The organism is Streptomyces sp. NPDC041122 (genome assembly GCF_055592445.1).
In genome coordinates this window covers 1,139,853-1,158,917 of record NZ_JBVIYQ010000001.1, presented here as the reverse complement: position 1 = coordinate 1,158,917, position 19,065 = coordinate 1,139,853, and the positions used below count along the sequence as shown (strand labels likewise).

At 73.1% G+C, this 19,065-nt stretch carries 14 protein-coding genes; 11 read left to right on the top strand and 3 right to left on the bottom strand.

What is annotated here, in order from left to right; translation table 11 throughout:
* Window positions 1-72 precede the first annotated feature (72 nt).
* The 5 genes from ACZ6B8_RS05020 to ACZ6B8_RS05000 all read left to right on the top strand — a co-directional run bounded on the left by ACZ6B8_RS05020 (window position 73) and on the right by ACZ6B8_RS05000 (window position 9,327).
* Window positions 73-1,797, top strand: a complete 1,725-nt coding sequence (locus ACZ6B8_RS05020) for a serine/threonine-protein kinase (RefSeq protein WP_471606472.1) — start codon at window positions 73-75, stop codon at window positions 1,795-1,797.
* 103 nt (window positions 1,798-1,900) lie between these two features.
* Window positions 1,901-3,703, top strand: a complete 1,803-nt coding sequence (locus ACZ6B8_RS05015) for a protein kinase domain-containing protein (RefSeq protein ID WP_471606315.1) — start codon at window positions 1,901-1,903, stop codon at window positions 3,701-3,703.
* A gap of 148 nt (window positions 3,704-3,851) precedes the next feature.
* Window positions 3,852-5,645, top strand: coding sequence for a serine/threonine-protein kinase (locus ACZ6B8_RS05010; RefSeq protein WP_471606314.1), 1,794 nt, complete (start codon window positions 3,852-3,854; stop codon window positions 5,643-5,645).
* A gap of 144 nt (window positions 5,646-5,789) precedes the next feature.
* Window positions 5,790-7,406, top strand: coding sequence for a succinic semialdehyde dehydrogenase (locus ACZ6B8_RS05005; RefSeq protein ID WP_471084661.1), 1,617 nt, complete (start codon window positions 5,790-5,792; stop codon window positions 7,404-7,406).
* Window positions 7,407-7,494: 88 nt separating this feature from the next.
* Window positions 7,495-9,327 (top strand): GMC family oxidoreductase N-terminal domain-containing protein, encoded by a 1,833-nt coding sequence (locus ACZ6B8_RS05000; RefSeq protein ID WP_471606313.1) that lies wholly within the window; start codon window positions 7,495-7,497, stop codon window positions 9,325-9,327.
* Between the two features lie 100 nt (window positions 9,328-9,427).
* Here the strand turns inward: ACZ6B8_RS05000 and ACZ6B8_RS04995 are convergent, their stop codons facing one another.
* Window positions 9,428-10,459 (bottom strand): LPXTG cell wall anchor domain-containing protein, encoded by a 1,032-nt coding sequence (locus ACZ6B8_RS04995; RefSeq protein ID WP_471606312.1) that lies wholly within the window; start codon window positions 10,457-10,459, stop codon window positions 9,428-9,430.
* Window positions 10,460-10,710: 251 nt separating this feature from the next.
* On the opposite strand from ACZ6B8_RS04995, the gene ACZ6B8_RS04990 reads away from it, so the two are divergent.
* The 3 genes from ACZ6B8_RS04990 to ACZ6B8_RS04980 all read left to right on the top strand — a co-directional run bounded on the left by ACZ6B8_RS04990 (window position 10,711) and on the right by ACZ6B8_RS04980 (window position 12,980).
* Entirely contained in the window at window positions 10,711-11,076 is a 366-nt protein-coding gene (locus ACZ6B8_RS04990; protein ID WP_471084670.1) for a hypothetical protein, read from the top strand.
* Window positions 11,077-11,243: 167 nt separating this feature from the next.
* On the top strand, window positions 11,244-12,047 hold the full coding sequence (locus tag ACZ6B8_RS04985; RefSeq protein WP_471606311.1) for a hypothetical protein: 804 nt from the start codon (window positions 11,244-11,246) through the stop codon (window positions 12,045-12,047).
* A gap of 201 nt (window positions 12,048-12,248) precedes the next feature.
* Window positions 12,249-12,980, top strand: a complete 732-nt coding sequence (locus ACZ6B8_RS04980) for a hypothetical protein (protein WP_471084676.1) — start codon at window positions 12,249-12,251, stop codon at window positions 12,978-12,980.
* Between the two features lie 708 nt (window positions 12,981-13,688).
* Here the strand turns inward: ACZ6B8_RS04980 and ACZ6B8_RS04975 are convergent.
* The gene (locus tag ACZ6B8_RS04975; RefSeq protein ID WP_471606310.1) at window positions 13,689-14,018 is read right to left on the bottom strand and encodes a chorismate mutase; all 330 of its coding nucleotides are present in this window, start codon (window positions 14,016-14,018) and stop codon (window positions 13,689-13,691) included.
* Window positions 14,019-14,481: 463 nt separating this feature from the next.
* On the opposite strand from ACZ6B8_RS04975, the gene guaA reads away from it, so the two are divergent.
* On the top strand, window positions 14,482-16,062 hold the full coding sequence (gene guaA, locus ACZ6B8_RS04970; protein WP_471084682.1) for a glutamine-hydrolyzing GMP synthase: 1,581 nt from the start codon (window positions 14,482-14,484) through the stop codon (window positions 16,060-16,062).
* 86 nt (window positions 16,063-16,148) lie between these two features.
* On the opposite strand, the gene ACZ6B8_RS04965 is transcribed toward guaA, so the two are convergent.
* Window positions 16,149-16,628, bottom strand: a complete 480-nt coding sequence (locus tag ACZ6B8_RS04965) for a pyridoxamine 5'-phosphate oxidase family protein (RefSeq protein WP_471606309.1) — start codon at window positions 16,626-16,628, stop codon at window positions 16,149-16,151.
* Window positions 16,629-16,746: 118 nt separating this feature from the next.
* Here ACZ6B8_RS04965 and ACZ6B8_RS04960 point away from each other — a divergent pair, with 118 nt between their 5' ends.
* Window positions 16,747-17,532, top strand: a complete 786-nt coding sequence (locus ACZ6B8_RS04960; RefSeq protein ID WP_471606308.1) for a class II aldolase/adducin family protein — start codon at window positions 16,747-16,749, stop codon at window positions 17,530-17,532.
* 259 nt (window positions 17,533-17,791) lie between these two features.
* Entirely contained in the window at window positions 17,792-19,057 is a 1,266-nt protein-coding gene (locus ACZ6B8_RS04955; RefSeq protein WP_471606471.1) for a hypothetical protein, read from the top strand.
* Window positions 19,058-19,065 lie beyond the last annotated feature (8 nt).

The window sequence follows — 19,065 nt, the reverse complement described above, 5'->3', positions numbered from 1 at the left end:
CTGTGGTTCCCTGTCCGCTCCCCGCTCCTTAACCTGGGCCTGCCAAGACCATTGTGGGGAAACGTGAATCAGATGCAGGGCCTGGTCCTCGCGGGCCGCTACCGACTCGCCGAGACCATCGGCCGCGGTGGCATGGGCCGGGTGTGGCGCGCACGGGACGAGGTGCTGCACCGGACCGTCGCCGTGAAGGAACTGACGGCTGCCCAGTTCGTGCAGGAGGCCGACCGCGCCGTCCTGTTCGCGCGGACCCAGACGGAGGCGCGCGCCGCCGCCCGCATCAACCACCCCGCCGTCGTCACCGTCCACGACGTCATCGAGTACGACGAGCGGCCCTGGATCGTGATGGAGCTGGTCGAGGGCCGTTCGCTGGCGGACGCCGTCAAGGACGACCACCGCGTCGAGCCGGTGGAGGCCGCCCGCATCGGCCTGTGGACCCTGCGGGCCCTGCGCGCCGCGCACGCCGCGGGCGTCCTGCACCGCGACGTGAAGCCCGGCAACGTCCTCCTCTCCGAGGACCGGCGCATCCTCCTCACCGACTTCGGCATCGCCGCGATCGAGGGCGACTCCACGATCACGCGGACCGGCGAGGTCGTCGGCTCCGTCGACTATCTGGCCCCGGAGCGGGTCAGCGGCGGCAACCCCGGGCCCGCCTCCGACCTGTGGGCGCTCGGCGCCACGCTGTACACGGCGGTGGAGGGGTTCTCGCCGTTCCGGCGCACCTCGCCGCTCGGCACGATGCAGGCGGTGGTCACGGAGGAGCCCGCACCGCTGGAACACGCGGGCGTTCTCGGCCCGGTGATCAGCGCGCTGCTGCGCAAGGACCCTGAGGCCCGGCCGACGGCCGACGAGGCCGAGCAGATGCTGGCCGAGGCCGCCGAGGGCAGGCGCTCGCAGCGGGCGCAGGCGTACGTGCCGACGCAGGTGCACCCGGCCGCCGGGACGCCCCAGGGCACCCGGGGCCCGGCCCACCCGCACGCGGCCCAGCCCTCCGTGCCCTCCACGCACCCCGACACCCCCGCACCGGACACCAGGCCCGCCCACGGCGCCCACGCCGGCCACTCCACCGACGCCACCCGCACCGCCCACTCGCCGGCCGTGCCACCCGCGTCGCCCGCGCCCGTCGGCGGCGCCGACACCCCCGTACCGGGAGGCCATACGGACCGTGACTCGGTCACGGTCATCACCCCCGATGGGGCCGCGCACCGGCGCCGCCGCTGGCCCGCGGCCGTCGCCGTCGTCGTGGCCGCGCTGCTCGGCGGGGGCGGCGTCTTCGGCTATCTGCAGTTCGCGGACGGCGATACGAGCGCGGCGGACGACGGCGGGCCCGGCAGGACGGTCGGCGGCATCCCCGACGACTGGGAGCGGGTGAAGGACCCCGAGGGCTTCAGCCTCATGCTGCCCAAGTCGTGGAAGCGCGAGGTCGACGGCAATCAGGTCGACTACACGCCGGACGGCGGCCGCCGCTTCCTGCGCATCGCCGTCGACAAGAACCCGCAGTTCGAGAGCTCCTACACCCATCAGCTGTCCCTGGAGAAGGGCCTCAGGCCCAAGCTCACCGGCTACCGGCGGTTGCAGATGAACTCCAACACCTTCCGCGACCAGCAGGGCTCCCTGTGGGAGTTCAGCTGGAAGGCGGGCGCGAACGACACGACCGCGGGCCCGCGCCGCGCCATCGAGCAGACGTACCGCGCCCGCGACGGCGTCGAGTACGCGATCTACCTGTCGGCGCCGGCCGGCAACTGGTCGGCCACCCGCGAGCAGTTCGACGCGATGCTCCAGGGGTGGCGGGAGCACTGAGCCGCCGGGCCGCCCGCCATGGAGCGCGGCGGCAACGGCCGGAACCCGCCCGCGGCGTGCCGGGACCCATTTCGTTCGCGCACGTCTGGGGAATGATGGCCGCATGGGGAGCCTGGGAGACCACGCCGGCGGGGCGGGTGCCGGCGGGGTCGGCGGTGCCGGTACCGGCGGGGGCAACACCCGTGTGATCGCTGGCCGTTACCGCCTGGAGGCGCGGCTCGGGCGGGGCGGCATGGGGCTCGTGTGGCGCGCCAGCGACCTGCTCCTCGAACGCCAGGTGGCGGTCAAGGAACTGGCCCGCGACGAAACCCTCTCCGACGCCGAGGCCGAACAGCGGCGCGAGCGCACGCTGCGCGAGGCGCGGGCGGTGGCGCAGCTGCGGCACCCGCACGTCATCGTCGTCCACGACGTGGTCGTGCAGGACGAACAGCCGTACATCGTCATGGAGTTGATCGAGGGCGGTTCGCTGGCGGGGCGGATCGCGCGCGGCGGCCCGCTGGACGCGTACGCCGTCGCGCGGATGGGCATCGACCTGCTCGGCGCCCTGAGCACCGCGCACGAGGCGGGCATCCTGCACCGCGACCTCAAGCCCGCCAACGTACTCCTGGAGCGCGCCTCCGGCCGTGTCGTGCTCACCGACTTCGGGATCGCGCAGCTCAGCGGGGCGACCACGCTCACCGAGGTCGGGTCGTTCGTGGGCTCGCCCGAGTACACCGCGCCGGAGCGGATGGCGGGGGAGCGGACCGGGCCCGAGTCCGACCTGTGGTCGCTCGGTGCGCTCCTGGTCACGGCGCTGGCCGGGGAGTCGCCGTTCCGGCGCGACTCGATCAGCGGGGTCCTGCACGCCGTCGTCTACGACGAGATACGCCCGCCGTCGGCCGCCGCGCCGCTCCTGCCGGTCGTGCTCGGCCTCCTCGACCGCGACCCGGCACGCCGGCTGGACGCGGCCGGGGCGAAGGTGATGCTCCAAGCGTACGTCGAGACGGGGCGGATGCCGGCGGTGACGCCGGAGAGACCCCGGGCCGGGCGGTCCGGCCTGCACCGGCTGCCGGGGACGCACGGACTGCCGGGCCTGGCCGGGCTCTCCCGGCGGACCGGGGCGGTGGGGCGGCCGGGGCTCGCGGGGCGGCCCGCCGCCCGCGACGGCGGTCGTCGGCGGGGAAGCGGGCGCCGGGGCGCTCGGCGGCCCGCCGCGTGGGAATTCCCCGCGGGCCCGTACGGGGCGGCCCCCGCGGGCCCGTACGGGGCGGCCCCCACGGGCCCGTACGGCAGGCACGGGCGGGTCGTCCTGGTCGCCGCCGCTCTCGCTGCCGCCATCACGGGCGCGGGCGTCTCCGCGGCGCTGCTGCTGAGCAGGGACGACGACGGGGGCGGCGCGCCACCCGCCGCGTCCTCGGCGCCGCAGGCCTCGCCGACGCCCACGGTCACCGTGACCACCCCCACCCCGCGGCCGTCCTCGCCGCAGGCGCCCCAGGGCTACCGCATCGCCCAGGACCCCGCCGGGTTCGCGCTCGCCGTCCCCGAGGGGTTCCGCCGCGAGGTGGACGGGTCCCGGGTCCTGTACGTGTCTCCCGGCGGCACGTACCGGCTCGGCATCAAGGAGGCGGCCGCCGGACGGGGCGGCCCGCTCGCGGCGCAGCGCCGCGCCGACGCCACCGGCCCGCGCGAGAACCCCGGCTACCGCGACGGCCGGGTCACGGCGACCACGCGGAACGGCCGGCCCGCCGCCCTGTGGGAGTTCACCCGGGACGGCCCCGCCGCGGGGGAGGGCGACCGGCGCACCTTCGACCTGTGCTGGCAGGAGGGCGGCGAGATGGTGGACGTGTGGGTCTCCGCGCCGGTCCGGGACGCGGCGCAGGCGCGGCAGTACTTCGACGCGGCGGTCGACACGTTCGTACGGCGGTGAGTGCTGCGAGGAGTACGGGCGGGCGCGAGCGGGCGGCGCGCGGACACCGGTGGGGCTCCCTCGGGCGCGCCCCGGCGCGTGCATCACCCCGGTCACAAGTGGGGGACGTGGCTGGAAACCGGGGTGCCCGGCGGGGTAGGGATGGGGCATGAGCAATGACGGGGGAGCCTCCTACGGGCCGTACGAGCCCACCAGTTTTGGCCTTCAGCCACCTCAGCGACCGGGCGTACCGGGTCAGTCGGGCGGCGCTCACGCCGACAACCCGTACGCACAGCCGCCGGAACCGGCGGAGCGGCCCACACCCGACCCCCGCCGGCCGGCGACCGAGCGCACGCCCCAGCCCACGCCCACGCCCCCGGGCGAGCCCGCCCCGCCGACCGTCCCGCACGCCCGGCCCACCGAGGCCGCGCCGGACCCGGCGGCCGGGCCCGAGGAGGGCGCGGGGCGGCTGATCGCGGGCCGCTACCGGCTGCTCGACAAGCTGGGCCACGGCGGCATGGGCACCGTATGGCGCGCCATGGACGAGACGGTGGACCGCGAGGTCGCGGTGAAGGAGCCGCGCGTCCCCGACCACCTGCCGGAGCGCGAGCGGGCCAACGTCTTCGAGCGGATGCGCCGCGAGGCGCGCGCCGCGGCCCGCCTCGACCACCCGGCCGTGGTCACCGTGCACGACGTGGCGGTGGAGGACGGCCGGCCGTGGATCGTGATGGAGCTCGTCCGGGGCCGGTCGCTGGGCGCCGCGCTCCAGGAGGGCACGCTGGGCGCCCAGGAGGCCGCGCGGATCGGCCTCGACGTCCTGGACGCCCTCGACGCGGCGCACCGCGCGGGCATCCTGCACCGCGACGTGAAGCCGGACAACGTCCTGCTCGGCCGGCACGGCCGGGTCGTCCTCACCGACTTCGGCATCGCGCAGATCGAGGGCGAGACCAACCTGACGGACACCGGCGGCTTCGTCGGGTCGCCCGAATTCATCGCCCCGGAGCGGGTGTTGGGGCAGCGCCCCGGCCCGGCCTGCGATCTCTGGTCGCTGGGCGTCGTCCTGTACGCGGCGACCGAGGGCGTCTCGCCGTTCCGCCGCAGCAACACCCCCGCCACGCTCCAGTCGGTCCTGAACGCGACACCGGCGGCGCCCGCCTCCGCGTCCGGGCCGCTCGCCGAGGCGATCACCCGGCTGCTGGTCAAGGACCCGGCGCGGCGCCCCGACGCGGCGCGGGTCCGGGCGCTCCTGGAGGAGGCGGCGCGGCCTCCGCAGCCGGAGCCGACCCAGGTCGTCACGGTCGCGGGCGGCGAGGGCACCGGCGACGTGCCGCGCGGCAAGGGCGTCTTCCTGAGCCGCGGGGCGCTGGCCGTCGTCGCGGGCGTGGTCGTCGCGGCGGTGGCGGCGGGCGTGCTGGTGGCCGTGAACCCGTTCGGCGGCCCGGACGCGGAGGGCTGGGAGAAGCACCACGTCAGCGAGTTGGCGGCGACGGTGGCGGCGCCCGAGGGCTACACGAAGACCGAGGACGACAACACGACCGCGAAGGTGCACTGGGTGCAGTACACCGACGCGAGCGGCAGCGTGTCGGTCAGCCTCACCCTCGACAGGAAGTCGGAGGACGACGGCGGCATCGCGGGCACGGCGGCCGCCGAGATGTACGACGACGACGCGACCTACCGGGAGTCCGGCGACTACAACCTGGGCATGGCCTCCGACCCCGCGCCGAGGACGAGGCCGCAGGAGACCACGTTCCGGGGGGAGAAGGCCGCGGAGAACACGGTCGTGTACACCTCGACGGACAGTCAGGACCCGCGCCCCCGCGAGCTCAAGGCCTTCTACTACCGGACGAAGAGCGGCGACATGTACAAGCTGATCGTGCGCTATCCCGGCAAGGGCGACTTCACCGCCCGCGGCCGCGAGGTCGCCGGGAAGGCGATCGACGACCTCGAACCGGACAAGCTCTGACGGGGGGAGCCGGGGCCCTTGCGGACGTAACAACGCCCTGATCAGCGGCTTTGCCGCCAGCAATCACTGGCGTCGTGCGAGGGAGCCGTGAAGCCCGTTACCGATGGGTACCCAAAACCCGGACGTGGGCCTACTCTCACCAGCATGACGGACACGCAGGCCACCGCAGCGCCCCTCGGAACGAACCCGACCGCCCCGGCCCCCGACGGCGCCCGCACCGCCGCCGACGTGGTCACGCCCGAGCTGATCGCCCAGCTCACCCGTGACGTCATCGGCTCCGGGCGCACGGCCAACCACACGCCGCTCACCGGCGCGAAACTGGCCGACCTGCCGGAGTCCACCCCCGAGGACGTGGCCACCGCCTTCGAACGGGCCCGCACCGCCCAGACCGCCTGGGCCAGGACCCCGGTCAAGCAGCGCGCCGCCGTCCTGCTGCGCTTCCACGACCTCGTGCTGCAGCGGCAGGCCGAGGTCCTCGACCTGATCCAGCTGGAGACCGGCAAGGCCCGCCTGCACGCCCACGAGGAGATCCAGGCCGTCGCGGTCGCCGCCCGGCACTACGGCCGCAAGGCCCCCGCGTATCTGAGCCCCAAGCGGCACACCGGCGTCGTCCCCGTCCTCACCAAGGTCACCGAGAACCGCCAGCCGCGCGGCGTCGTCGGGCAGATAGCGCCCTGGAACTACCCCTTCGAGCTGTCCATCGGCGACGCGCTGCCCGCCCTCGTCGCCGGCAACGCGCTGGTGATGAAGCCCGACACGGAGACCTGCCTCACCGCCCTGTGGGCCCGTGACCTGATCATCGAGGCGGGCCTGCCGTCCGAGGTCTTCCAGGTCGTCATCGGTGAGGGCCCGGTCGTCGGCCCCGAGCTCGTCAAGCACGCCGACTACGTCTCCTTCACCGGCTCCACCCGCACCGGCCGCGAGGTCGCCCAGGGCGCCGCGGCCCGCCTCATCGGCGTCTCCCTCGAACTCGGCGGCAAGAACGCCATGCTGGTGCTGCACGACGCCGACATCGACAAGGCCGCCGCGGGCGCCGTGCGCGCCTGCTTCTCCTCCGCGGGCCAGCTGTGCATCTCCATCGAGCGGCTGTACGTCCACGAGTCCATCGCCGACCGCTTCGTCGAGCGCTTCGCCGAGCGGACGAAGGCGATGCGGCTCGGCACCTCCCTCGCGTACGGCGCCGACATGGGCTCCCTCGTCGGCGAACGGCAGCTGGAGACCGTCACCCGGCACGTCGAGGAGGCCGTCGCCAAGGGCGCCACGCTCGTCGCGGGCGGCGTCGCGCGCCCCGACATCGGCCCCTACTTCTACGAGCCGACCATCCTGGACGGCGTCGAGACCCCGATGGCCATCTGCACCGAGGAGACCTTCGGCCCGGTCGTCTCCCTCTACCGCTTCACCGACGAGAACGAGGCGGTCGAGCTCGCCAACGCCACGCCGTACGGCCTGAACTCCTCGGTCTGGACGAAGGACACCGGCCGTGGCCGCGAGGTCGCCGCCCGGCTGCGCACCGGCACCGTCAACGTCAACGAGGGCTTCGCGCCCGCCTACGGCAGCGTGCAGTCCCCGATGGGCGGCATGAAGGACTCCGGGCTCGGCCGCCGGCACGGCTCCGAGGGCATCCTCAAGTTCACCGAGGCGCAGACCGTCGCCACCCAGCGGGTCATGCCGCTCGCGCCGTCCTTCGGCCTCGACGACGAGAAGTACGCGGCGTTCATGAGCACCAGCCTGAAGGTCATGAAGGCGTTCCGCTTGCGCTGACCCGAGCCCCGGGGAGCGCCCTGGAGGGGCGCGGGGAACCGCGCGAGCAACCACAGACGGTCCGCAGACGTGTGAACGAGGAGAGTCGATGTCACAGGAGAGCTCTGTCCAGAACCGGGACGCCGACGCGGCTGACGCGTCCGACGCGGCGTACGACTACGACGTCATTGTCGTCGGCTCCGGCTTCGGCGGAGCCGTCTCCGCGCTGCGCCTGGCGGAGAAGGGCTACCGCGTCGGCGTGCTGGAGGCCGGGCGCCGCTTCACCCGCGCGACACTGCCCAAGAACTCCTGGGACCTGAAGAACTACCTCTGGGCGCCCGCGCTCGGCCTCTACGGCATCCAGCGCATCCACCTGCTCGGCAACGTGATGGTGCTCGCGGGCGCCGGGGTCGGCGGCGGCTCGCTGAACTACGCCAACACCCTCTACGTGCCGCCCACGCCGTTCTTCCAGGACCCGCAGTGGAAGGACATCACCGACTGGCAGGACGAACTGCGCCCCTACTACGAGCAGGCCCAGCGGATGCTCGGGGTGCGGCTCAACCCGACGGAGACCCCGTCGGACGTCCATCTGAAGGCCGCCGCACAGGAGTTGGGGGTCGGCGACACCTTCCACATGGCGCCCGTCGGCGTCTTCTTCGGTGACGAGAAGGACGCGGACGGCCGCGCGACCGCCCGGCCCGGCGCCGAGGTGCCCGACCCCTACTTCGGCGGCGCGGGCCCCTCCCGCAGGGCCTGCACCGAGTGCGGCGAGTGCATGACCGGCTGCCGGCACGGCGCGAAGAACACCCTCAACGAGAACTACCTGCACCTCGCGGAGAAGGCCGGCGCGGTCGTCCACCCGATGACCTCCGTCGTCGCCGTCACCGAGGACTCCCAGGGCGGCTACGCCGTCGCGACGCTGCCCACCGACAACAAGCGCAAGGGCGCGGGCCGTACGTTCCGGGCCCGCAAGGTCGTCGTCGCCGCCGGCACCTACGGCACCCAGACACTGCTGCACCGCATGAAGGACACCGGCCTGCTGCCGCACATCTCCCGGCGGCTCGGCACGCTCACCCGCACCAACTCCGAGGCCCTGGTGGGCGCCCAGACCACCGACCGCCGCTACCGCAAGCGGCACGGCGAGCGGAAGGCCGACTTCACCAAGGGCGTCGCGATCACCTCGTCGATCCACCCCGACGCCAACACCCACATCGAGCCCGTCCGCTACGGCAAGAAGTCCAACGCGATGGGCAGCCTGACGCTGCTGCAGGTCCCGTACAGCGTGAAGGGCGGCAAGGACCGCGTCGCCGGCTGGCTCGGCAACATGGCGCGCCACCCGCTGCTCGCGGTGCGCTCGCTCTCCAACCGGCGCTGGTCGGAGCGGACCATCATCGGCCTGGTCATGCAGTCGCTGGACAACTCCCTGACCACGTACCGCAAGGAGAGCGGGATCGGGAAGGGGCTGCTCACCGCCCGGCAGGGCCACGGCGCGCCCAACCCGAACCAGATACCCGAGGCCACCCGCGCGGCGACGATCCTCTCCCAGGAGATCAACGGCTTCCCGGGCTCGAACATCGGCGAGCTCATGGGCACCCCGCTGACCGCGCACTTCCTCGGCGGCTGCCCGATCGGCGACTCGGCGGAGACGGGCGTCATCGACCCCTACCACCGGCTCTACGGCCACCCCGGCATCTCGGTCGTCGACGGTGCCGCGGTCTCCGCCAACCTGGGCGTGAACCCGTCCCTGACGATCACCGCGCAGGCCGAGCGGGCGATGTCGTTCTGGCCCAACAAGGGCGGCGAGGACCCGCGTCCGGCGCAGGGAGGGGAGTACGTGCGGCTCGCGGCCGTCGAGCCGAAGACACCCGCCGTCCCCGCTGACGCCTTCGGCGCCCTGCGGCTGCCGTTCCTGGGGATGCCCGCGGTGCCGCCCAAGAAGTAATCACACGGATCCCCGGACACCCGGACACCCGGATACACGTAAGGACCTGCGCCCCCCTCCGAGCGCAGGTCCTTCCGCGTGATCAGGTGCCGTCAGCGGGTCAGACGGCGGAGCCGGCCTTCCTGCGCCGCACGGCGTACACCGCGCCCGCACCCGCGACGACGGCGACACCGCCGGTGAGACCGACGACCGGCAGCATCGAGCTGGAGCCGGTCTCGGCGAGGCTGCCGTCGGCGACCGGGGCGTCCTGGGCGCCGCCCTGCGGCTTCTCCGCCACGGCCGCCGCCGACCGGGACGGGCTCGGCGACGGCGTGGCCGTGGGCGGGGCCGTCGGCTTCTCGTGGCCGCTGCCGGCCTTGACGACCTTCAGCGGGTGGTAGTCGAACGACTCGTGCGTGCAGTCCAGTTCGGAGTCCACGTACTTTCCGGTGCCGACCGCGTAACCATCGACGGCAGGAGCCTTGGCGGCGACGCGGAACCGCAGCTTGACGGTGGCCTTCGCCTCGGCGTCGAGCTCGACGGTGCCGTAGGCGAGGCCGTCGTTGAGCTTGCTGTCGACCGTGGTCCACTCCTTGGACTCCGGGTCCATGAACTGCACGTCCGTGAAGTACCGGAGGCCGTTCTTCTCGGCCTTGTCGTCGCCGAGGTTGTTCACGAACGTGGTCCAGTCGACCTCGCCGAGCGGCTCGTCGGTGGCGTTCTCGGCGGTCAGCTTGAACTGGTGCCAGCCGCTGCCCGCGACGACCTTCCCGGGCAGACCGACGAGGGCGAGCTCCAGGTCGGAGTCGACGTCCTCGTCGTCGTCGGGCGAGCACGCGGCCGGAAGCGGTTCGTCCTCCTCCGGGTCCTCGGGGACGTCGACATCCTTCTTGGCCTTGCCGGGGCCGGCGGGGGTCGACGGTGCCGGGGGCGGGGTCGTGTCGTCGGCCGCGGGCGTCTCGGGGGTCTCGGGGGTCTTGGCCGGGGGCGTCGCGGACGAGGTCGGCGTGCCGGTCGGCGTGGTCGGGCCCGAGGGCGTCGCGGCCGGCGTGGGTGCCTCCCCGGTCGCGAAGGCGGCCGGGGCCGACAGCAGCGCGAGCGGGGCCAGGGCAGCCGTAGCGGCCGCGGCAGCCATGGCACGACGAAGCTTCATGAAGACCTCAGGAAGTCCGGCGCACTGCCCTTTCGGCAGTACGGAGCTGGAGGCCCCCGCGCAAGGACGCGGGTGTGGCCGAAGTTACGCATGCATGACCCGTGATCCCTGGGAATGGTTGTCCTCATTTCACAGAACCCTTATGTGGTGTGACTCACACCGCTTGTGCCGCCGTGACGAGGTGCCGTAGAACTGCCCCCGCTCCAGGGGGCGCAGGCGCCGGAGCAGTCGACCCAGGGGAGGGGTTCAGGGTGGCCATACCCGACGAGGTGTGGGAGAGGTTCGAGAACGACAGCGAGCGGGAGATCCGCTCGTCCGCGCCGAAGGAGCCGTCCGCGCGGGCCCGCATGGTGGCCGAGCGGCTGCGGCGCCTCGACGAGGAGGCCGCGCGCCAACAGGTCGACCGGGCGGGGCGGTTGCGCCGCAGACGCGCGCGGCGCGAGGCCGAGTCGGCGCGGTGGAGCCCGGACGAGTGGCGCGCGGCGCCCACGGGACCGTCGCGCGGCCCGCGGTCCGAACGCGCCCGCCGGGTGTGGAGCGTGGTGATCGTCATCGGCGGCATGGCGCTCGCGATCGTGCTGCTCAGCCCGTTCCGCTTCTGGATATGGGGCTGGTGACGGCCGATCACATGCACGCCCGGTACCGGCGGGTCCGGGGCCGGAACCAGATGTGATCTTCCCCCGTCGTACGTCGTGGCGGCGCGGGTCGGCGAGCGGTTCCGCATCGCATGACTCCGCATCGCGCGGGACGTACCTGGACGGAAGAGCAATCGGGGGATCAGAACGTGAAGTCGGCAGTGTCGCGTGTCGTGGTGGCGGTCTCGGTCGTGGCGGCCCTCGGGGCGAGCGCCGCGTGCAGCGGCGACGGAGGCGGCGACGGAGGAGGCGACGACGCGGGTCGGCGGTCGAAGCCGCACGCCGGCGAGGTCGCGAGGCTGGAGAAGGCGGCCCTGACGTCGGGCGACGTCAAGGGCTTCAAGGTCGAGAAGCCGCACTCGTCGGGCGGGGCGCGCGGGGCGGAGGGCTCCGCGGCCGGAGACGAGCCGCCGGCCGGGAAGCCGGCGCCCGTCTGGTGCGCCCCGCTCGCCGCCCACGTCGCCCCGGCGCGGACGGCGGTGGAGTCCCCGGTGAAGGCGCGTGTCTCCCGCACCCTGACCGCCACGTCGGACGAGGACGTGACCACCACCGAGGTCGGCCTGTCCGGCTACACCGAGGCGGACGCGAAGCGCGCCATGGCGGACCTGCGCGCGGCGGCGGCGTCGAAGAAGTGCGGCAGCTTCCACATCGGCGACCGGCGCTACCTCGGCGTCGGGCGCCTGCCCGCGCCGGACCGGGGCGACGAGGCGGTCGCGTACGAAATCGCCCACCGCACCGGCGGCTATGTGTCACGGCGCAGCGTCACCGTCGTGCGCAGCGGCTCGACGCTGGCGGTCTTCGACGCGTCGAACCTGTACGACCCCGAGGGCGTCCAGAGCGACCGGGAGGCCGGGAAGAACGGGCTGGGGGGCGCGGGGACGCCCACGGCGGACGAGGCCCCGAAGGTGTCCCCGCGGATCGTCGCCGCGCAACTCGCGAAGCTCGGGCGCTGAGCGGCGGCTCGTCCTCGCGGCCGACGACCTACCTCACATCCGCCGCGTACAACCTTTTCGGCGGTTCCCGATCGTTACGGAAAACGCTGGTGGGAGCCCTGCTGTTGCCGCTTTCATGACGCCTCGGCGCGTTCGTGGCGCCCTCGGCCCGGGCCGTCGCCCGCGCCGTGAGACCTGAAGGTGGGAAAAGTGAAGTCAACTGTGTCTCGGGCCCTTGTGGCCGCGTCCGTCACGGTCGCGCTGGGCCTGACCGCAGCGTGCGGCAGCGACCACGAGGACGGCGGTGATCAGGGCGGCGACGGCAAGAAGGCGTCGCACTCCGCCGGTTCGAAGGCGGAGTCGAAGCCGAAACCCGAGCCGGAGTCGAAGTCGACCGCGCTCTCCGCCGCCGACCTGGAGAAGGCGGTGCTGGCCAAGGGCGACCTCGAGGAGTACGAGGTCGAGAAGATGTCCGCGGAGGACATGCCCGCCCAGACCGTCCCCGCGGACCCGGCCGCCTGCCAGCCGCTCGCCAACATGTTCATGTTCACCACCGACCCGGCGGCGAAGTCCCGCGTCGGCCGGACCCTGACCGGCGCCGACGAACTGGACGCCACGGTCATCTCCGTCGCCCTGCTCGCCCACGAGCGCACCGACGCCGAGAAGACCATGGACGAGCTGCGCACGGCCACGAAGAAGTGCACGGCGTACGAACACGCGGGTTCCAACTACCGCGACGTCGCCGCGCTGCCCACCCCGAAGACGGGCGACGACGCCGTCGCGTACAAGGTCGTGGGCGTGATCGAGGGCCAGAAGACGCCGATGAGCTTCACGGTGGTGCGCAGTGGTTCGACGCTCGCGGCCTTCTACTCGATCAACCTGCTGCAGCCGAAGAAGTTCGGCGTACCGGCGAAGCTGGTCGAGAAGCAGGTGGAGAAGCTGACGAGCCGCTAGGCGACCGGTGCGCGGCGGCCGGGGCAGAGCGAAGGGCCCCGCGGGACGGATCCGCGGGGCCCTTCGCTGTCGGCACCGACGTCAGGGCGGCGTCGGTACCTGGGGACGGCGCCGGGGGGAGTGCGCCGCTGTGGTCGTGGGCGCCGGTGGCCGACCCGGCGCGCGAGGGGCGCTACGTGGTGTCGACCAAGGGCGGTGAAGCCGTGGACGGGGGTGGGTTCCCGCCTTCCTACGCATCGTGCTGGATGTGTTGTTGCCTACGCAACCGTTTGGACAACATCTGGTTTCGGCCACATCTGGGATGCCTCTTGATGCCTCTTGATGCCTCTGGGACGAGGGAGTGGGGGAGGAGTGCGGGAGTGGGAGGGGGGAACGGGGGGAGCGGGAGCGGAACCTGGGACGGAGGCCGGTCGGCTCCGGGCGTCCCCGAAGCCGACCGTTCTCTTGGGTGACCGGGCTGCTGTCCCCTGCCGTCCGGTCACATCACTGGAGCGAGGTCCCACGGCGCCCGGACACGATCCGAACGCCTCATCGCTCCAGCGGAGCCACGCGTGGTTCTTGCGGGCCCGCACCTGGCTGACACGGACACCGGGACCAACGAAGCCCGCCCGGACCCGGTCACGCGCCGTACGGGTGAGAACGGATCCGAACTCAGTTCCGCAGGTGCCCACGGTTCCGGTGGCCGGACACGGTTCCGGCGCCCGGGGATCAGACCCGGCCGCGGCACAGCTCCAGGAGCGTCATCGCGAGAGCGGTACCGGGCTTGCCGAGGGCGTCCCTGTAGTGGGCGAGGACCTCCATCTCGCGGGAGAGGTTCACGCGACGGCCGCCGGAGGTGATGCGGGCCTCCTGGATGACGGCCGAGACGGCCATCCGTTCCTGGACGAGGCCGATGATCCGGTCGTCGAGCGCGTCGATCCGCTCGCGTGCGTTCTCGATGACGCCGGCGGCCTCGGCGGTACGGGCACCGGTCTTGTCGGCGGCGGCGGCCGGAACGGTGGCGGCGTCCGGAACGGTGGCGGTGGCGGTGGTGGTCATGCGGGGCTCCTTGTGGTCCGTGGGGATTCCGGAGGATCCGGGGATCCGTGGTGTCCGAGGTGCCCCGGAGCGGCAAGGCCCGCGTACGACAGAGCGCCCCGGGCCTTGTCGGCCCGGGGCGCCCGGTAAGTCGCTTGTCAGTGGATCAAGCAGCTCGACCATGGCAGCCGGCAGGCCGGTCGCCATAGGTAAAGAGGAAGCTGAGGTGCTTGGTCACGAGGCCAGTATGCCCCCACGCGCGCCCACCCGGTCAATCCGCCTCCCGCACGGCCCGGATGCTGAGACGGCCCGTCCGGCTGGACCATGACCGGGGCGGTGCGCCGCCGGATGTGACGAATGGTGCCGTCGGATACGACGAGGGGGGTCCCGCCCGGGCCGTTAGAATCGACAAATACAGACCCCCTGCTCACGCACGAGCCTCTGCTCACGCACCGCTCACGCTCAACGCCGGAAGGCCGCCGCCGTGCCATCAGCGCCCCCCGCTGCCGCCGCTCCCGACACCGTTCTGGTCGTCGACTTCGGAGCGCAGTACGCCCAGCTCATCGCCCGTCGCGTCCGTGAGGCCCGCGTCTACAGCGAGATCGTGCCGAGCACGATGCCGGTCTCCGAGATGCTCGCCAAGAAGCCCGCGGCGATCATCCTCTCCGGCGGCCCCTCGTCGGTGTACGCGGAGAAGGCCCCGAGCGTCGACCGCCAGCTCTTCGAGGCCGGCGTCCCCGTCTTCGGCATGTGCTACGGCTTCCAGCTGATGGCGACGACCCTCGGCGGCACCGTCGACAACACGGGCGCGCGGGAGTACGGGCGGACCCCGCTGGCCGTCTCCAAGGCCGGCTCCACGCTCTTCGAGGGCACCCCGACCGAGCAGTCCGTGTGGATGTCGCACGGTGACGCGTGCAGCGCGGCGCCCGAGGGCTTCACCGTCACCGCGTCCACGCACGTCGTGCCGGTCGCGGCCTTCGAGAACGACGAGAAGAAGCTGTACGGCGTGCAGTACCACCCCGAGGTGATGCACTCCACGCACGGCCAGCAGGTCCTGGAGCACTTCCTCTACCGCGGCGCCGGCCTCACGCCGAACTGGACGACCGACAACGTCATCGACGAGCAGGTCGCCGCCATCCGCGAGCAGGTCGGCACCAAGCGCGCGATCTGCGGCCTGTCCGGCGGCGTGGACTCCGCCGTCGCCGCCGCCCTCGTCCAGAAGGCCATCGGCTCGCAGCTGACCTGCGTCTACGTCGACCACGGCCTGATGCGCAAGGGCGAGACCGAGCAGGTCGAGAAGGACTTTGTCGCCGCGACCGGCGCGAACCTGAAGGTCGTCGACGCGCAGGAGCGGTTCCTCGACGCCCTCGCCGGGGTCTCCGACCCCGAGGAGAAGCGCAAGATCATCGGGCGCGAGTTCATCCGCGTCTTCGAGCAGGCGCAGCTGGAGATCCTCCAGGAGGACGGCCCCGAGGTCGCCTTCCTCGTGCAGGGCACCCTCTACCCGGACGTCGTCGAGTCCGGCGGCGGCTCCGGCACCGCCAACATCAAGTCCCACCACAACGTGGGCGGCCTGCCCGACGACATCGAGTTCGAGCTCGTCGAGCCGCTGCGCAAGCTGTTCAAGGACGAGGTCCGCATGGTCGGCGCCGAGCTCGGCCTGCCGGACGAGATCGTCCAGCGGCAGCCCTTCCCCGGCCCCGGCCTCGGCATCCGCATCGTCGGCGAGGTCACCAAGGACCGCCTGGACCTGCTGCGCGAGGCCGACGCCATCGCCCGCGAGGAGCTGACGGCGGCCGGTCTCGACCGGGAGATCTGGCAGTGCCCGGTCGTGCTGCTCGCCGACGTCCGCAGCGTCGGCGTCCAGGGTGACGGCCGCACCTACGGCCACCCCATCGTCCTGCGCCCCGTCTCGTCCGAGGACGCCATGACGGCCGACTGGACCCGCATGCCGTACGACGTCCTCGCGAAGATCTCGACGCGCATCACCAACGAGGTCGCCGACGTGAACCGCGTCGTCCTCGACGTGACGTCGAAGCCGCCGGGCACCATCGAGTGGGAGTGAGCCCGGCGCGCTCCCCGCGCGATCGAGGCCACGCTTGAGGCGGCGCCGTCCACAGGTCTGTGGGCGGCGCCGTTCGCGTACCCGGGTCAGCTCCGCCTGGTGATGCGGACCGGGGCGCCCGGCTTCCACAACTGCACCGCGAGGTACTTCCCGTCCTCGATGGACGTACGCACCACCTCCGTCAGCTCGGCGCGGAAGAGGTGGAAGGCGTCCGGGTCCGGCGGCTCGACCGCTTCCGCATAGCGCGCGACGGTCTCCCGGTCCCGCACCTCGATCGCGCGGCCCGCGATCCGGACGTCGCCGCCCGCCATCTCCGTGCCCGGGCCCGGGTTGGCCTGGAGCGCGAAGCGCGGGTCGCGGCGCAGGTCGAGCGCCTTGAGCGAGCCCGGCATCATGCCGAGCCACAACTCCCCGTTCAGGAAACGGACTTCGATCCCGGTGGTGCGGGGCGAACCGTCCTTGCGCAGCGTCGCGAGGACGTGGTGGGTGAACGCGGCGAATCGCCGCTCGACGGTCTCCGCGAGCTCCGGCTCCGCCGCGGTGAAGGCTTCCCAGGTGTACGACATGCGCCGAGTCTCGCGCCGATACCCGACACCCCCTGTCGCCTTTGCGCGAGCCGCCCCTCTGTTCTCCTGTACGTACCACCGGTACCTTCCGCCTCGTACAGCCAGGGATGGAGGAAACATGCACGCGCCCACACCGATACCCGTCGAGCGGTTGCAGTTCGCCATGCCGCCCGTCCACGCATCCGTGGCGGACGAGCGGCGCCACCGCAAGGAGCGGCTGGCCGGCGCGCTGCGGATCTTCGGCAGGCTCGGCTACGAGGACGGGGTCTCGGGCCACATCACCGCACGCGACCCCGAATACGCCGACTGCTTCTGGGTGAACCCCTTCGGGATGCCGTTCAAGCACGTCACCGTCGGCGACCTCGTCCTCGCCAACGCCGAGGGGCAGGTCGTCGAGGGCCGGCACCACGTCAACCAGGCCGCGTTCACCGTCCACGCCCAGGCCCATCTGGCGCGGCCCGACGTGGTCGCCGTCGCCCACTGCCACTCGCTGCACGGCCGCGCGCTCTCCACCCTCGGCGAACTCCTGGACCCCATCACCCAGGAGGCCTGCGCCTTCTACGAGAGCCACGCCCTGTACGACGGCTACACGGGCGTCGTCGTGGACGCGGAGGAGGGCCGCAGGATCGCCACCGCTCTCGGCGGCCACAAGGCGGTCGTCCTGCGCAACCACGGCCTGCTCACGGTCGGGGACTCCGTCGACGCCGCCGCCTGGTGGTTCATCTCCATGGAACGCTCCTGCCAGGTCCAGCTGAGCGCACGCGCCGCCGGCCGGACCGTACTGATCGGCCACAAGCAGGCGGTGCAGACCCGCGAGCAGCTCGGCAGCGATCTGGTCGCGTGGATCAACTACCAGTCGCTGTGGCAGGACATCAGCCGCAGCGAACCCGATCTGCTGGCCTGACCGGGTTGGCCGGGTTGGCCGGGTTGGCCGGGTTGACCGGGCAGGGCGGACAGGGTGGGCCGACCGGCTTGACCGGCGCTTCTCAGCACCCGCCGACCGGTTGGCGGCCCCGGCCGTCAATGCGGGACCGCACCTTTTACCCCCGCTGACCTGACCCCGGGGATGCGGTCGCTCTTCAGTACGGCACAATTCCCTTCCTCTGCAAGGAAGTTCGCGGGAAGCCCCAGGGGCTTCGAGGGTGGGGAAGGCGGCGTACGCGGTGGCGGTGCAGGAGGCGGGGCAGGGCGCGCACGGGGGCGGCTGCACATGCGGCGGTTGTCCGCACGGGGCGCGCGAGGGGCACCGGCGCGCCGTGGCCGCGTTCCTCGTCAAACGCGAGGAACTCGCGGCCGGGCAGGGACTCCCCGCCGCCGTCGCCCACTCGGCGGGCGCCTCACGGCAGTGGGTGTCGGACGAGCTGACGCAGTCCGCGCACGACGTCGCCGAGCGCGGCCGGGCGGAGGGCGAGGCTTGGCTGCGCCGGCTGTGGACCCGCACGCTCGGTGTGGTCTGGGGCGGCTGCGGGCTGCTGCTCCTGGTCCAGGCGCTCACCGCGATCGGCGCGGGCTGGACGTCCGCGCGCACGGCCGGGCTGCTGGCGGCCCTGGTCGTGGGCGGACTGCTGAGCGCCGCGGCGTACGCCCACCGGGCACGCGGCGGGGTCCTCGCGCCGGTGATCGGCGAGGACAACCGGCTCTCCACCTCGCGCGCCGTGGCCGCCGGCTGGGTGCTCCTCGTCGTCTTCGCGGTGCTCGTCCTCGCGGGCGAACTGGCCGCCGCATCCGACCACCGGGAGCGCGACGCGCTGATCGACGGCCTCGAACTCGCCCGGGCCGCCGCCACGGTGACCGTCCTCGCCGTGGTGTGCGCGGTGGCCGTGCTGGTGCGCAGGGTCGTCGGCCTGCGGGTGCTCGGCCAACGCCTGCAGAAGGTGCGCGCGGACCGCCCGCGGGCCGCCGACCCGCTCACCGACGACGCGGGCCGCGGCAGCTTCGCCGACGCACAGTACGTCCTGGTCGGTGGCGTCGCCGCCGTCTTCGCCGCGGTGCGCCTCGCGCGGCGGCCCGAGCAGCTGCCGGAGCTGCCGTGGGGCCTCGCCGTGCTCGTCCTGGTGTCGGCCGCGACATATCTGGCGGGGAAGTACGCCGAGGGCGGCCGCCCGGTGATCCTCTCCGTCGTCCGCGCCCGGGAGGCCGGTGACCTCGACGCCCCCATCCGCACGGGCGACGACCTCGAGATCCGCGGCGCGGGCTTCGTGCCGCCCGGCGCGGGCGAGGCGGACCGGCTGTCCCGCACGGTCGTCCGCATCGGCGCCGTGCACGTCCACGTGCCCCTCGTGCCGGTCCCCGGCGGTTTCGCCAACCCGAGCGACACCGTCCTGACCGTCCCCGTCCCGGTCGACGTCGAACCCGGCCGCGTCGAGGTCCAGGTCGTCACGGCCGCAGGCGTCGAGACGAACCGCGTCACGATCGACGTCATGGACTGACCTCCCCC